Consider the following 13,602-nt stretch of genomic DNA (forward strand, 5'->3'; position numbering starts at 1 on the left):
TTAACCGCGACGTAGGGATGAGAAGAGTTGCCGGTATTCTTGACGCCGCACCTGGGGCGGCCGGGTTAACGACGGAGTGTGCCTTTCCGCGCGCGGGTCGTCCTCCACGACCATCAGGTCGTCGTCGGCGCCGATGGCCCAATCGTCGTTCCTGACGAGCGGAATCGCCGCGGCTTCCTCCAGCTCGTCTTCTGCCACGGCCACCTCACGACGACCGTCTTCGCGCGACGCTGCCTCGTCGGTCGCCACGGCGTCGTAGGTGGATGCCGAGAAGGGAGCCAAGGAACCGATCGCCGCGGTCTGGAACCAGGGCTGCTCCGCGGCACTTGCCGCCACGATCGAATTCGTGTTCTCGGCAACCGGCTCGTCCAGGGCGTCCAACTCAGTCGGATTTGCGGGCAGGCACGGTTCGAGCAAGGCCGACAACGATCGGCTTTCGTCGCACTCCACCTGTTGTTGGTCCGTGATCGCACCGGGCTCCAGAGTGCAATAGCGATCGACGAGCACCTCTTCCTCCTCGAAGTGTTCGCCAAAAGGATCGCTGGCGCCACGATCGGCCGGCTGATAAAGGTAGTCCGTCGTCGATGCGGCGAAATCGCGATCCAGCTCGCGCAGATGGTCGTCGATTTGATGGAGCAACAGCGTCGCTTCAGCCGCCGGTCCAGGTTCTGCAGCCGGCGCGAAGTCGCTGTCGTCCAAGGCAGAATCCTCCGTTGCGAGTTCCGCTTCGTCATCCAGGCTGCCGAACTCGATGAAGCCCTCCCTCGCTGCTTCCCTCGCTGCTTCCGTCGCCGTGCCGGGGCGTGCGGCGACGTTCCAGGGTGTGGGCAACTGTTGCAGGTCGGACCAGGCTTCTTCCACGCCCGCCCGGTCGATTTGCTGTGCTCCGCCCGCGAAAGCCAAAGTCAACGCGTGGTCGCAAACCTGATTGATCAATCGCGCCACGCCGTCGGTCGCGCGATATACGGCCTCCAGGGCATCGGGCGTAAAGATCGCTTGCGCGCCGGCAGGCGCGGCGAGCTGGGCTACGATGAATTGTTGCGTCTGCGAGTAATCGAGGGCCTCCAGGTAGCAACGCGTGGCGATGCGTTGGCTCAGCGCTTCCAACAGCGGGTCGGCGAGCAACTCTTCCAGGCTTGGATTGCCGGCCAGCACCAGTCGCACGCGCGGCTGTCCGTGGCGCACGAGGTTGGCGATCAAGCGGACCTCTTCCAAAAGCCGGGGCGCCAGCGTATGGGCCTCATCGACGAGCAACAGCAGACCGTGGCGCGCGTTCTGCTCGTTCGAGACATAGTCGATGAGCGACAGCCGCAATTCGCCCTCCTCCAGCCGCCGATAGGGAAGTCCGAGCTCGAACAAGATGGCCTGCAACAATTCGCGTCGCGTGTCGAGATGGCCGTTGGAGAGAAGTGCCACCGCGTAGGGCCCGCGGAACTTCTCGGCCAACAGGTGGCAAAGCAGCGTCTTGCCAGTGCCGGCGGGTCCGATGAGGAGCGCGGCCCCTTCCGCTCGTTCAATCGAGCGCACCAGGGCCTGTCGCGAGGCTTCGACGGCGCCCACCGGAAAGTAGCGATCGACGCTGGGGGCCGCGGCGAACGGCCGTTGCTTCAATTGGAAAAACGACTCGTACATGCTGCGATCCTGTCTTGGTCGGGACCCGACGTGGTCGCGCCACGGCGCGACGGCACCTTCCATAGATTCGGCAGGGACGGGGTGGAAGCTACAACTTGAAGCGATCAATTCAGCGTCACGCGGTCGATCACGACGACCGGCAGACGCGTGCTGGAGCGCACTTCCTCGACCGAATGAAAAGTCCGCCGCCGGTCCGGCCAGGTGGCCAGCACCAGACCGCCAATGGCGACGGCGGTCATCGTCGCGACGGTCCATCGCTGCCAAGGTAACGGACGCGCGGTGACATGCGGAGTGTCTCCCACGACCTCGATTTCCGTAACCACACGACTGTGCGCCGCGGACCATCGGCGTTCGCACGCCCGCTCGGCTGCAATCGCCGCGTCACGTCGGTCCTGAGCCGCAAACATCGCCTGGCCAAGTTGTTGAATCTCGGCCGCCGTCACCGGGGGCAAAGGACCGGCGTCCGAGCGGTCCACGTTTTCCACCACGGCGGCCGCAACATCCGGTTCGACGGCCGGCGTCGGCTGATTGTTGAGCGCGGCCCGCAGCACATCGGTTTTTTCGTCGAGGGCCTTCATTTCCGGATGTTCCGGCATCAGCCGGTCGGCCAGCGCTTGGCGGCGGTTCTCCAGCTCGGCCAGCTGCTGCCGGGCCAGAAACCAGTCGGCATGGTCCGCTGCCTCCGCCGGCGCGGCATGCCTTGTGGGGACCGGCGCCGTCGAAGCTGCGCCGGATGGTGCCGAGCCGTGGCCAACAAACCGCAACGATTGCTCGAACCTTTGCCTGGCGAGAGCGACCGCATGCTGTGCGGCGGAGGCTTCGGCATGCGCCGCATCGAGTTGGGCTTGCAGCCCACGCAGATCCGCCGACGGGGGAACCGCCAAACGGCGCGCCAGCGTATGTACCAGTCTGCCGGCGCCTGGTGTTCCGGCTTCGCCCGTCCAGTGGACGACCAGCGTCTTATTGCCCGTCCTGTCGGTCGCACCGAAGTCAATCCGCACCTTGTCGCGCGCCCACTCGGCAAGCCGGGCAGGGTCTCGCGACGGGATTTCGCCTGCTTCCAAACCAGCCTCTTCGACCGCACGAATGAGGCTTTCGGGACGTAGCAACTCAGCCACAAGCCGCTCGACCTGTTCGGTGGCGTGGCCGCTTTCCGGCATGGCTTGGTACACGACGGCCGTGGGCGGCGATTCGATTCTTGCCGCCGGGGCCAGCAGGAACCAGACGGTCGCATAGGCGGCCAGACCCATGCCGCTCGCCGTCAGCAGGGTGGAAACGCTCGGTCGGTGATGCGATAAAGCGACGCGGCGCATGAGCAGATTAGTCCAGCGGTGACGAGTCCCCCGTTTCGTCATCGCCCACGACACCGCTCGAACTTGAACCACGAGACATTGGCCATACCAGACCCAACGCGTTACGATGGATTTGTGTTTCGCATTAAGATCTGCGGCATAACCCGGCCCGAAGACGCGCTCGCCGCCGCCACGGCGGGGGCGGACGCGATCGGTCTCAACTTTTATCAAGCCAGTCCTCGGTTTGTCGACCCCCGGCGGATCGAGGCCATTCGGTCTGTTCTGCCCGCACACGTGGCGAAGGTGGGGGTGTTCGTCAATGCGGCGGCGGACGCCATCTGCGAGGCCGCCAAGCTTGCTCAGCTCGACTATGCGCAGTTGCACGGAGACGAGCCGCCGGACGTGATCGGGCAACTGCGCGGGCTGCCCGTCATCCGGGCTTTCCGATTGGCAGACCGGTGGCAGCCGATCATCGAATACCTGCAGCATTGCCGGGGGCTTGGCTCGCTTCCCACGGCTGTTCTTGTCGACGCCTGCCGGCCAGGTTCTTACGGCGGCACCGGCGAACTGGCCGATTGGTCGATGACGCGGCAGTACCATGATCTTGGGCTCGATCTGCCGCTGATCCTCGCGGGCGGGCTTCGTCCGGACAACGTCGCCGCGGCCATCGCTGCCGTTCGACCGTTTGGGGTCGACACGGCCAGCGGCGTGGAGCAATCGCCGGGCAGCAAGGACGCTCAGAAGATTACCGACTTTGTGGCGGCCGCGCGCAACGCCCTTGTCAATCTGGGCAAGCCAACTTATTATCTGTGAGCACGGAGGCCATCCCGATTGCTGCCGGCGCGGGCATCTCTTCGCGCAACCCGTTGAAACTTAAGGAGTTACTTGTGCCACAGGTCGAAACCAAACTGCCCTATAAAGTTGCCGATTTGTCGCTGGCCGATTGGGGCCGCAAAGAAATCATGCTGGCCGAAAACGAGATGCCGGGGCTGATGGCCCTGCGCGAAAAGTACGGCCGCAGCCAACCGCTCAAAGGCGCCCGCGTCGCCGGTTGCCTTCACATGACCATTCAGACCGCGGTGCTCATCGAGACCCTCAAGGCACTCGGAGCCGAGGTCACCTGGAGCAGTTGCAATATCTTCTCGACGCAGGACCACGCAGCCGCGGCCATCGCCGATGCCGGCGTCCCCGTCTACGCCTGGAAGGGCATGAACAACGAGGAGTTCGACTGGTGCATCGAGCAGACGCTGTTTTTCCCCGACGGTCAGCCGCTCAACATGGTGCTCGACGACGGCGGCGATCTGACGGCGATGGTGCATCAAAAGTACCCGGAGCTGCTGACCGCTATTCGCGGCATCTCGGAAGAAACGACCACCGGCGTCAGCCGCCTCTATCAGATGCATGCTCGCGGCGAGCTGAAGGTGCCGGCCATCAACGTCAACAACTCGGTGACCAAGAGCAAATTCGATAACCTTTATGGCTGCCGCGAATCGCTGGCCGACGGCATCAAGCGGGCCACCGACGTGATGGTCGCCGGCAAGGTGGTGGTCGTGTGCGGCTATGGCGATGTCGGCAAGGGCTGCGCTCACGCCATGCGGTCGCTGGGCGCTCGGGTGATCGTCACCGAAATCGACCCCATCAATGCCTTGCAGGCCGCGATGGAAGGTTATGAGGTCACGACGATGGAAGACGCCGCTCCTCGCGGCAATATCTTCGTCACGGCCACGGGCAACTGCGACGTGATCACCGGCAAGCATCTCGCGGTGATGCCCAACGACGCCATCGTCTGCAACATCGGACACTTCGACCTCGAAATCGACATGGCCTGGTTGAACAGCCAGAAAAACGTCCGCAAGATCGAGGTCAAGCCGCAGGTCGACCGCTACACGTTTCCCAACGGCCGGTCGATCATTGTGCTGGCCGAAGGCCGGCTGGTGAATCTCGGCTGCGCCCACGGGCACCCGTCATTTGTGATGTCGACGTCGTTCTCCAACCAGGTGCTGGCGCAGATCGCGCTTTGGACGGAGCAAGAGAACTTTCCCTTGGGCGTCCACGTGCTTCCGAAGCAACTCGATGAAGAAGTTGCCCGGCTGCACCTCGGCAAGCTGGGCGTGAAGCTGACCAAGCTGACCGCCAAGCAGTCGGACTATCTGGGTGTGCCGGTCGAAGGGCCGTTCAAGCCGGAGTTTTACCGGTATTAGCGGCGAGGGAGGATGGCTTTCCCAGGCAGTCCCGTCGCACTTTAATTCACGGGACGGCCTAGGAAGGCCATCCTCCATAGCGTTCGCGTTTGACAACCCCCAAGGGCTTCGGGCATAAAACACCCGAAGCCTCTTTTATTTCGCACTCCATTACGGTGGGCCGGCGCTCGCAAGCTCGTTGGTCCCACCTTACAGCACCATGCCACAAATCGAAGCCTTTCGAGCACTTCGCTACGACCTGGGTCACGTCGGCTCGCTCAGCGACGTCGTCGCCCCGCCCTACGACGTGATCGGCCCGGACCTGCAGGACCAGCTTTATAAACGTCACCCGGCCAACTGCATCCGGCTGATCCTGAACCGAGAAGAACCTGGTGACGACGTCCAAAACAACCGCTATAGCCGGGCGGCCCGGTTCTTGAAGAACTGGCGCGACGAAGGCGTGCTGCGGACCGAGCCCGACCCTGCCGTCTATGTCTACCACTCGCAATTCGACTACGCCGGCAAGACCTATCGCCGCCGGGGCTTCATGGCCCGCATTCGGTTGGAGCGGTTCGGCGAAGGAAAGATCTTCCCCCACGAAGAGACGATGGCCGGTCCGAAGCAAGACCGTCTAATGCTCACCCGCGCCTGCAAAGCCAACTTGAGCCAAGTGTTTGGGCTTTATCCCGATGCCGATAGCGAAGCGCAGCAGTTGCTGGAAGCGGCGATCGCAGGCGCCGCGCCGATCGAAGCGACCGACCACCTGGGCGTCATCCACCGGATCTGGCCCGTCGCCGACGTGAAGACGATCTCGCAGCTTGCGGCGCTGATGGGACCCAAGCCCGTGTTCATTGCCGACGGGCATCACCGCTATGAAACGGCCTGCAACTATCGCGATGAGCTGGCTGCCCGCGGGCCGCTGCCGGCGAGCCATCCGGCGAACTACGTGCTGATGATGTGCGTAGGAATGAGCGATCCGGGCATGATCGTGCTTCCCACGCACCGTCTTTTCCGCGGCCTGCCGGCCATGAACTCCGGGGAGCTGATCGCCAAGCTGGGCAACGCATTCACCACGCGCATCGCGGGCGAAGGCGCCGACCTGGCCCCAACGGTCTGGGAAGAAATCGAGTACTCCGGAGAGCAAGGCACGCTCGGTCTTTACACCGCTGCCGACGAACGCTGGGTGGTGGCGACCGTCACGGACGCCGGTCGCGCCAAAATGGCGGAATTGGCCGCCGATCACAGCCCGGCCTGGCACGGGCTGGGCGTGGCGGTCCTGCACCGCCTGGTGGTCGATCACCTGCTGGCGGCCCGCGACTTGCCAAAACCACGATACGTACACTTGGTAGAGGAGGTCGTCGAAGGGTTGGCGGGGGACGAGTTTCCACTGGCGGCGCTGGTCATGCCCGCCACCGTCGATCACGTGCGGCAGATCAGCGAGCACCGGGAACGCATGCCGGCCAAGAGCACGTATTTCTATCCCAAGCTGCTCAGCGGTTTGGTCTTTAATCCGCTGGAATGACGGCGTCCGGTCGGCTTGGCCCACCTTACGCCCGCAACGCATGTCGGACCGGTTTTGCCGCATAGCGCGGGTTTCACGTGAAACCCGGATCTGCCCGCTGCTCCGTTGGTGCGTTCCACGTGGAACGCGACGGTTGTTCCGTCGCGGCCGACGCTTTGATATTCCGCGCCGGGCAACCACAGTGCTAGAATCCCATCCGCGAATCGTGGCGGCCAGGTCGAGCTTTAGAACCAAGGAACCAGCCGTGGGCCGGACTTTGTGCGTGGCCAATCAGAAGGGCGGCGTGGGCAAGACGACCACCGCCGTCAACCTGGCCGTTGCGCTGGCCAAAAGCGGCGCCCGCACGCTGCTCATCGACCTCGATCCCCAGTGCAACGCCACCAGCGGCCTGGGCCAGCGTCCGGCCGAACATCATCCACTGGTCTCGTCGCAGCCCTTCAAAGAGGCACTTTTCCAGACCACCACCGTCAATTTGGAGTTGTTGCCCGGCAGCCGCAACTTCCGCGACGTCGACGCCTTGGCCCAGGGCAACGAGAGCCGGTCGGCCACGCTCAGGCAGCACCTCGACGCCGGACTGACCGCTTACGACTTCGTGCTGATCGATTGCCCGCCCTCGCTCGGGCAGCTTACGCGGCTGGCCCTGGCCAGCTCTACGGAAGTGCTGATGCCGATTCAGTGCGAGTATTTTGCGATGGAGGGCCTGACGCAGATGATCGAGGTCATTCGCGAAGTGATGCAGCAGGAGCCCGGCCGGCTGCGGTTCGGCGGCATCTTGCTGACGATGTACGACCACGCTTTGGAGCTGGCCCGCGAGGTCGACGACGAGGTCCGCGACTTCTTCGGCGAGATCGTTTACCGCACTGTGATTCCGCGTGACGTGGCGGTGTCGGAAGCGCCCAGCCACGCGCTGTCTGTGATTGATTACGCGCCGCGCACGAGGGGTGCGCGGGCTTATGTCGAACTTTGCATGGAGGTTTTGGAAAATGAGTAAAGAGCGACGTTTGGGACGTGGTTTGGAGGCACTTCTCGGCACGCCGCCGGCCGGGCAAGCGGCGCCTACGGCCAGCGCGACTTCGGCCGGGCCCTTGCGGGTGAGCGTTTACGATATCGAAGCCAACCCTTATCAGCCCCGCCGCGAGTTCGACGAAACGGAGATCGACCAGCTTTGCGAGAGCTTGCAGCAGCACGGCCTATTGCAGCCGGTGCTGGTCCGCCGCATCGAAGAGCGCTATCAGCTCGTGGCCGGCGAGCGGCGGCTGCGCGCGGCCATCAAGGCGGGCTGGGCCGATGTGCCGGTGCAGCTCATCGAGGCCGACGATCGCAAAACGGCCGAAATCGCCATTGTCGAGAATCTGCAACGCAAGGACTTGAACGCATTGGAAAAGGCCGCCTCGTTCCAACGCTATTTGGAAACCTATCAATGCACGCAGGACGAGTTGGCCCGCCGCCTGCAACTCGATCGCTCGACGATCGCCAATCTGATTCGGCTGCTGGAATTGCCCGAGCCGGTCCAGCACTCGGTCCGCTCGGGCGCGGTCAGTCCCGGACATGCTCGTGCTTTGCTTCCGCTGGGCGACGAGCAGCAGCAGGTCGCGTTCTGCCAACGGATCGTGGCCGAAGGGCTGAGCGTTCGGGCAACCGAGACGCTCGTTCAGGACACAATTCGCACGGCCGACGAGGAGCCGCTGAGCGTTGTGTCGGGCGACGGTGAGCCGGCCAAGACCCCTCGCAAACGTCAGCCGAACCTAACCTCGCTGGAGCAGGAGTTCCGCACGGCGCTGGGCACGAAGGTCGACGTGCGCCAGGGCGCCAAGGGCCGCGGTCGCATCGTGATTCACTTTGCCAACGCCGACGAATTTGAGCGACTTCACGCCTCCCTTTGCGCCGAGGGTCGGCAGTTGCGGAGCCAGGTGGGATGAGCACCGGATTCGCCCTAAGCTGTGCGCGACTCGCTTTGATATGTAAGGTGGGGCAAGCGAGCTCGCGAGCGCCGGCCCACCGTTGTCGACGAACTGCGGCTGGGTGGGTCATTAGCGGTCGCCGTCTGGTCGTGCCTGCCGCAACCGACGGACTTCCGCCTCAAGCTCCGCGACGCGCCGCCGTTCGGCTTCAGCCTGTCGCTCTGCCCTGGCCGCGCGCCGCTTGACATCGTCAGGTTTCGATGGGCTTGATTGCCAAGTATTCGAGCCAGATTTATTGCACCGCGCAACGATCGCGAAGTCAAACCTCAATAATTCGGCGTCGGGGGGCGGTAGTGCCGCAGGTCGATGGAGCGAAACCAAGCGATGGTCGGCACCAGTCCCTCGCGCAGCGGCACCTTCGGCTCCCAGCCAAGACGCTGTTTCGCCAAAGTGATGTCGGGCCGGCGTTGCTGCGGGTCGTCCGCCGGTGCCGGCTCATAGACGAGCTTTGACTTGGATCCGGTCAGTTCCAGCACGAGCTGGGCCAGTTCTTTGATCGTGAACTCGCCTGGATTGCCCAGATTGACCGGGCCGACAAAATCGTCCGGCCCGTTCATCATGCGGATCATCCCCTCCAACAGGTCGTCGCGGAAGCAGAAGCTACGCGTTTGCTCGCCCGTGCCGAAGATGGTGATGTCGCGGCCGGCCAGCGCCTGCTGGATGAAGTTCGACACGACGCGACCGTCGAAGGGGTGCATGCCCGGCCCGTAGGTGTTGAAGATCCGCACCACGCGAATATCCACCCGGTTCATGCGGTGATAGTCGAAAAACAGCGTCTCGGCCGCCCGCTTGCCTTCGTCGTAGCAGGCCCTCGATCCGATGGGGTTCACCGATCCGCGATAGCTTTCCGGCTGGGGATGGACCTCGGGGTCGCCGTAGACCTCGCTGGTCGAGGCTTGCAGCACTTTGGCCCGGCAGCGTTTGGCCATGCCCAGCACGTTGATCGCACCCATCACGGAGGTTTTCATCGTCTTGATGGGATTGTACTGGTAATGGCCCGGCGCGGCCGGACAAGCCAGGTTGTAAATCTCGTCGACCTCCAGCCAGACCGGCTGCGTGACGTCGTGGCGGACCAGCTCGAAGTTGGGCCGTGCCAGCAGGTGCGAGACGTTGCTCTTCTGGCTCGTGAAGAAATTATCGAGGCAGATCACGTCGTGCCCTTCCTCGACCAATCGCTCGCAGAGCTTCGAGCCGAGAAAGCCGGCGCCGCCGGTCACGAGAATGCGTTTGATGTTAGGCACAGATGAGGGTTCAGGGTTCAGGGTTCAGGGTTCAGGATCCGCGACGGCCATCCGCAGTAATCTTAGCTCATGCCGTTTGGGAGGTATACCGACCGCGGTCCCGGCGTGTTGGCGTCGCCGGGCGATGCGGATAGGATTGTGCAGGATGGAGCGAGTGAGCGACGTTCTTGATTCCCTTACCCCGGCCCAGCGCCAGGCCGTCGAACATATCGACGGGCCGCTGTTGATCCTGGCCGGACCCGGCAGCGGCAAAACGCGCGTCGTCACGCACCGCATCGCCAACCTGCTGCGGCACGGCATCGCGGCCAGGCAGATCCTCGCCCTGACGTTCACCAACAAGGCGGCCGACGAAATGAAAAGCCGCGTCGAGCGGCTCGCGCCGGGCCAAGCGGTGTGGATCGGCACCTTCCACCGCTTTTGCGCGCGGCTGTTGCGGCAGTATGCTCCGCTGGTCGGCCTGCAAGAGAACTATACGATTTATGACACCGGCGACAGCGCCGCCGTACTGCGTCGCGCCTGCCACGAGGCCCATGCCGACGGCAAGCACTTTACGCCCCAGCAGGTTGCCACCGCCATAAGCTGGGCCAAGAACAACCTCATCCTTCCCGACGACTACCAGCCCCGCATCGGGCAACCGCTGGGGGCCGTCGTGGCCAAAGTTTATCCGACCTATCAGCGACGGCTGCTCGCCTCGAACGCCGTCGATTTCGACGACCTCTTGCTTCACGTGGCCACGCTGCTGCGGGCCAACCCCGAGCTGCGCGAGACGCTCGACGCGCGCTACCGCTATATCCTGGTCGACGAGTATCAAGACACCAATCTGGCGCAGTACGCCATCGTGCGGGCGCTGTCGGTCAGCTATCCCAATCTCTCGGTGACGGGCGACCCCGACCAGTCGATCTACGGCTGGCGCGGGGCAAACATCAACAACATCCTCAACTTCGAGCACGACTTTCCGAACGTGCATGTGGTCCGCTTGGAGCAGAACTATCGCAGCACCAAGCGCATTTTGCGGGTTGCGGCCGAGTTGATTTCGCACAATCAGCGCCGCAAAAAAAAGGGGCTGTTCACCGACAACCCCGAAGGCCCGCCGGTGCGCTACGTGGCCTACCCGAACCAGGCCGAAGAGGCCGACCACATCGCCGCGCAGATCGCCGAAGCCATCCACAGCGGCCGCCGCCGGCCGAGCGATTTTGCCATCTTTTATCGGGTCAATGCCCTGTCGCGGGCCTTGGAGTTCGCCCTGCGTCGCGCCGGCATTCCCTATCAGATGGTCAACGGCGTCGAGTTCTACCAGCGAAAGGAGATCAAGGACGTACTCGCCTACCTGATGCTGCTCAACAACCCGCGCGACGACATGGCCTTCTTGCGGACCGTCAACACGCCCCCGCGCGGCATCGGCAAGTCGACCCTCGACCGCCTGGCGGACTACGCCACGCGCCGCGGCAAGTCGCTCTTGGAAGCCGCCCGCGAGGCCGGCATCATCGAAGCCATTCCCAAGAAGGCCGCCGTGGCCGTGGCACGGTTTGTGGCCCTCTTCGACCGCTTGAACCTGGTGTCGATGCGGCCCGTCGAAGAGATTCTTGGCCACGTGCTCAATGAGACCGGCTATCAGGCGCCGCTGGCGGAAAGCGGCCTCGAGGAAGACCAGGAGCGGCTGGCCAATATCCAAGAGCTGCTCACCGCCGCCCGTGAGTTCGACGAGCTGGCTCCGGGCGAGGGACATCTCGAAGAATTCTTGGAGGAAGTCTGTCTGATCAACGACGTCGACGTCTGGGAGCCCTCGGACGACCGCGTGGCGATGATGACCCTGCACGCTTCCAAGGGCCTGGAGTTCCCCTGCGTCTACATCGTGGCCATCGAAGAGGGAATTTTGCCGCACGAACGCGCCCAGAACGACCTCAATGATCTGGAAGAAGAGCGGCGGCTGCTGTTCGTCGGCATCACGCGGGCGGAGGAAGAATTGCAGCTTAGCCTGGCGCAGTACCGGGAGTTTCGCGGCCGGCGGAAGATGTCGGTGCCGAGCAAGTTCCTGATGGAGTTGCCGCGCGACGAGCTCGACGCGACCGAAGCCGTCTGGGCGGAGCCGGCCGCAGCCCTGCCCGACGTCCACGAGTGGGAGGATGCATCGCCGCACGATATGGTCGAGCTCCACGCGCATGAGGACGAGGTTGTGTGGCAACCGCCGGAAGCGACGGAGAATGCGGGCCGCGGCCAGGCCCGTTTACCGTCGTTGACCACTGCGGCGCAGCTTGCTTCGGCTGCCGGGAGTGCGACGGGGCTCTCGCCCGAAGCGTTTCATCAGGGCATGGTCGTGTTGCACCCTGAATACGGAATCGGCAAGGTTGTGGCGTTGTCGGGCAGCGGCCTGCGCCGCACGGCCACCGTCGCCTTCGCGACCGCCGGGCAGCGGAAGTTCGTCCTGGCGCAATCTCCCTTGCAGCCCCTCCGGCAAGAACCGCCGGCACAGCCGCCGCCGGCATGACGTCCGGACCCTTGGCGGGCACGAAAGAAAGTCAACCACCCGCCTCAACAGCAGAAACGCAACGGCGGTGGCTGGAGCAGAGCCGCGCCGATTGGGCAGTTCCTCGGAAACCGCTCCGCCGCGGCGATGCCCCGGTAGCGCCACCGGGGCATCGCTGGCCGGCGGTACGTATTGCGCTGGCCGGATCGACTGCGGCCAGCTTCTGCCCCAGCCACCGGACCTGTCCCCGTGGAATACAGCAACTTGGCGGGCGGTTGAAGAAAGCCGTGGCGCGGGCGGCTTTTCACGGCGCCGTTTTGAGACGTCATCTATGTGAATAGTAATGTAACAAATAATTGTACTAGAACCACTTGACTATTAAATGGGCGTGGGTACACTTAACCGTAATCGCGGCTCCGACGGTCGAAGCCGCATCCAGAATCGTTGTTTCAAAGGAGTTTGACCATGAGTGACGAATTGAGAGCGAATGAAAATCAGCCGCCCGACCGCCAGGCCGACTTGGCGCGGCTGGCCCGGCGGGCCAACGAGGCGCACGGGCGGGTGGCGGAATCGCTGCAGCAAGCGGTGGCCAACGCCCTGGAAGTGGGCCGCGCCCTCTTGCAAGCGAGAGAAATCTGCGAGAAGGGGAAGTTCACCGCCTGGCTCGGGGCGAACTTCGATGGCGGACCGAGCACCGCCCGAGGTTATATGCGCCTGGTCGTGAATTGGAACCAGGTGGGGGGTGATCACCAGCGCGCTGGTGATCTCAGCCAACGGCAGATCGCCAAACTGTTGAAGGGTCTGCCGCGATCCGACGGCCGCGCCAACCCGCACGCCGGCGCGGCAAATCAATTGCCGGCGCCGGCGGCCAGGGCGGTCGGCTCCGGCCAGCCCGCCTCCAGCAGTCCGCCGGAAAAGACGCCGGCCGTTGCCGCGGGCGGCGATCCGTTCGATCTCGTCGCGCGGCTGCTGGACCAACTGGTGGCCGAGTTGCAGCGTCTGGCCGGCGCGTGCCCGCAGCCGGACTCGTACGCGCAGCACCTGTTGCAGCCGCTGGATTACATTCGGCGGGGCATTCCCAAGCGACGCTGGCTCTGGGACATGGTGCGGGCCATCGGGATCTGATCGCGGCGGCCGCCCGCCGCTTGCGATCGAACTGGCCGGTGAGACCACCGGCGCTCTGGTGGTCTTTGCCGGCCTACTTCGGTTCCGCGAACTTCTCGCCCACGAGGCCCAGACGCGCCTGTCTTTCTCGGGCGTGTATAATCGAACTCGGTGGGTCAATATGCGCGCAGCCTTTATTTCGGTAG

Annotated in this window: 10 protein-coding genes; 7 read left to right on the top strand and 3 right to left on the bottom strand. The window is 64.0% G+C overall.

What is annotated here, in order from left to right; genetic code table 11:
* Both VNH11_10910 and VNH11_10915 read right to left on the bottom strand, forming a co-directional pair.
* Window positions 1–1,632 (bottom strand): AAA family ATPase, encoded by a 1,632-nt coding sequence (locus tag VNH11_10910; GenBank protein HVA46865.1) that lies wholly within the window; start codon window positions 1,630–1,632, stop codon window positions 1–3.
* A 104-nt stretch (window positions 1,633–1,736) separates the two neighbouring features.
* Window positions 1,737–2,945, bottom strand: coding sequence for a hypothetical protein (locus tag VNH11_10915; GenBank protein HVA46866.1), 1,209 nt, complete (start codon window positions 2,943–2,945; stop codon window positions 1,737–1,739).
* Between the two features lie 114 nt (window positions 2,946–3,059).
* Here VNH11_10915 and VNH11_10920 point away from each other — a divergent pair, with 114 nt between their 5' ends.
* The 5 genes from VNH11_10920 to VNH11_10940 all read left to right on the top strand — a co-directional run bounded on the left by VNH11_10920 (window position 3,060) and on the right by VNH11_10940 (window position 8,545).
* Complete coding sequence (locus tag VNH11_10920; GenBank protein ID HVA46867.1) at window positions 3,060–3,737, top strand: phosphoribosylanthranilate isomerase; 678 nt, start codon at window positions 3,060–3,062, stop codon at window positions 3,735–3,737.
* Between the two features lie 74 nt (window positions 3,738–3,811).
* Window positions 3,812–5,125, top strand: coding sequence for an adenosylhomocysteinase (ahcY, locus tag VNH11_10925; protein ID HVA46868.1), 1,314 nt, complete (start codon window positions 3,812–3,814; stop codon window positions 5,123–5,125).
* A 199-nt stretch (window positions 5,126–5,324) separates the two neighbouring features.
* Window positions 5,325–6,626, top strand: a complete 1,302-nt coding sequence (locus tag VNH11_10930) for a DUF1015 domain-containing protein (protein ID HVA46869.1) — start codon at window positions 5,325–5,327, stop codon at window positions 6,624–6,626.
* A gap of 244 nt (window positions 6,627–6,870) precedes the next feature.
* Entirely contained in the window at window positions 6,871–7,617 is a 747-nt protein-coding gene (locus VNH11_10935; GenBank protein ID HVA46870.1) for a ParA family protein, read from the top strand.
* Window positions 7,610–8,545 carry a ParB/RepB/Spo0J family partition protein gene (locus VNH11_10940; GenBank protein HVA46871.1) on the top strand — a complete coding sequence of 312 codons (936 nt, stop codon included), beginning with the start codon at window positions 7,610–7,612 and terminating at the stop codon, window positions 8,543–8,545. The genes VNH11_10935 and VNH11_10940 overlap by 8 nt, the downstream gene beginning before the upstream one ends.
* A gap of 308 nt (window positions 8,546–8,853) precedes the next feature.
* Here the strand turns inward: VNH11_10940 and VNH11_10945 are convergent, their stop codons facing one another.
* Window positions 8,854–9,828 (bottom strand): UDP-glucuronic acid decarboxylase family protein, encoded by a 975-nt coding sequence (locus VNH11_10945; protein ID HVA46872.1) that lies wholly within the window; start codon window positions 9,826–9,828, stop codon window positions 8,854–8,856.
* 154 nt (window positions 9,829–9,982) lie between these two features.
* Between VNH11_10945 and VNH11_10950 the strand changes: the two genes are divergently transcribed.
* On the top strand, window positions 9,983–12,313 hold the full coding sequence (locus tag VNH11_10950) for a UvrD-helicase domain-containing protein (GenBank protein ID HVA46873.1): 2,331 nt from the start codon (window positions 9,983–9,985) through the stop codon (window positions 12,311–12,313).
* 444 nt (window positions 12,314–12,757) lie between these two features.
* Entirely contained in the window at window positions 12,758–13,417 is a 660-nt protein-coding gene (locus VNH11_10955; protein HVA46874.1) for a hypothetical protein, read from the top strand.
* Window positions 13,418–13,602: the final 185 nt, after the last annotated feature.

The sequence above is a fragment of the Pirellulales bacterium genome (genome assembly GCA_035533075.1).
Lineage (GTDB): Bacteria > Planctomycetota > Planctomycetia > Pirellulales > JAICIG01 > DASSFG01.

Excerpts from the sequence above, each read along its gene's own strand:
- VNH11_10910 (HVA46865.1), bottom strand. The coding sequence starts at position 1,632 with ATGTACGAGTCGTTTTTCCAATTGAAGCAACGGCCGTTCGCCGCGGCC.
- VNH11_10915 (HVA46866.1), bottom strand. The coding sequence starts at position 2,945 with ATGCGCCGCGTCGCTTTATCGCATCACCGACCGAGCGTTTCCACCCTG.
- VNH11_10930 (HVA46869.1), top strand. The coding sequence starts at position 5,325 with ATGCCACAAATCGAAGCCTTTCGAGCACTTCGCTACGACCTGGGTCAC.
- VNH11_10940 (HVA46871.1), top strand. The coding sequence starts at position 7,610 with ATGAGTAAAGAGCGACGTTTGGGACGTGGTTTGGAGGCACTTCTCGGC.
- VNH11_10955 (HVA46874.1), top strand. The coding sequence starts at position 12,758 with ATGAGTGACGAATTGAGAGCGAATGAAAATCAGCCGCCCGACCGCCAG.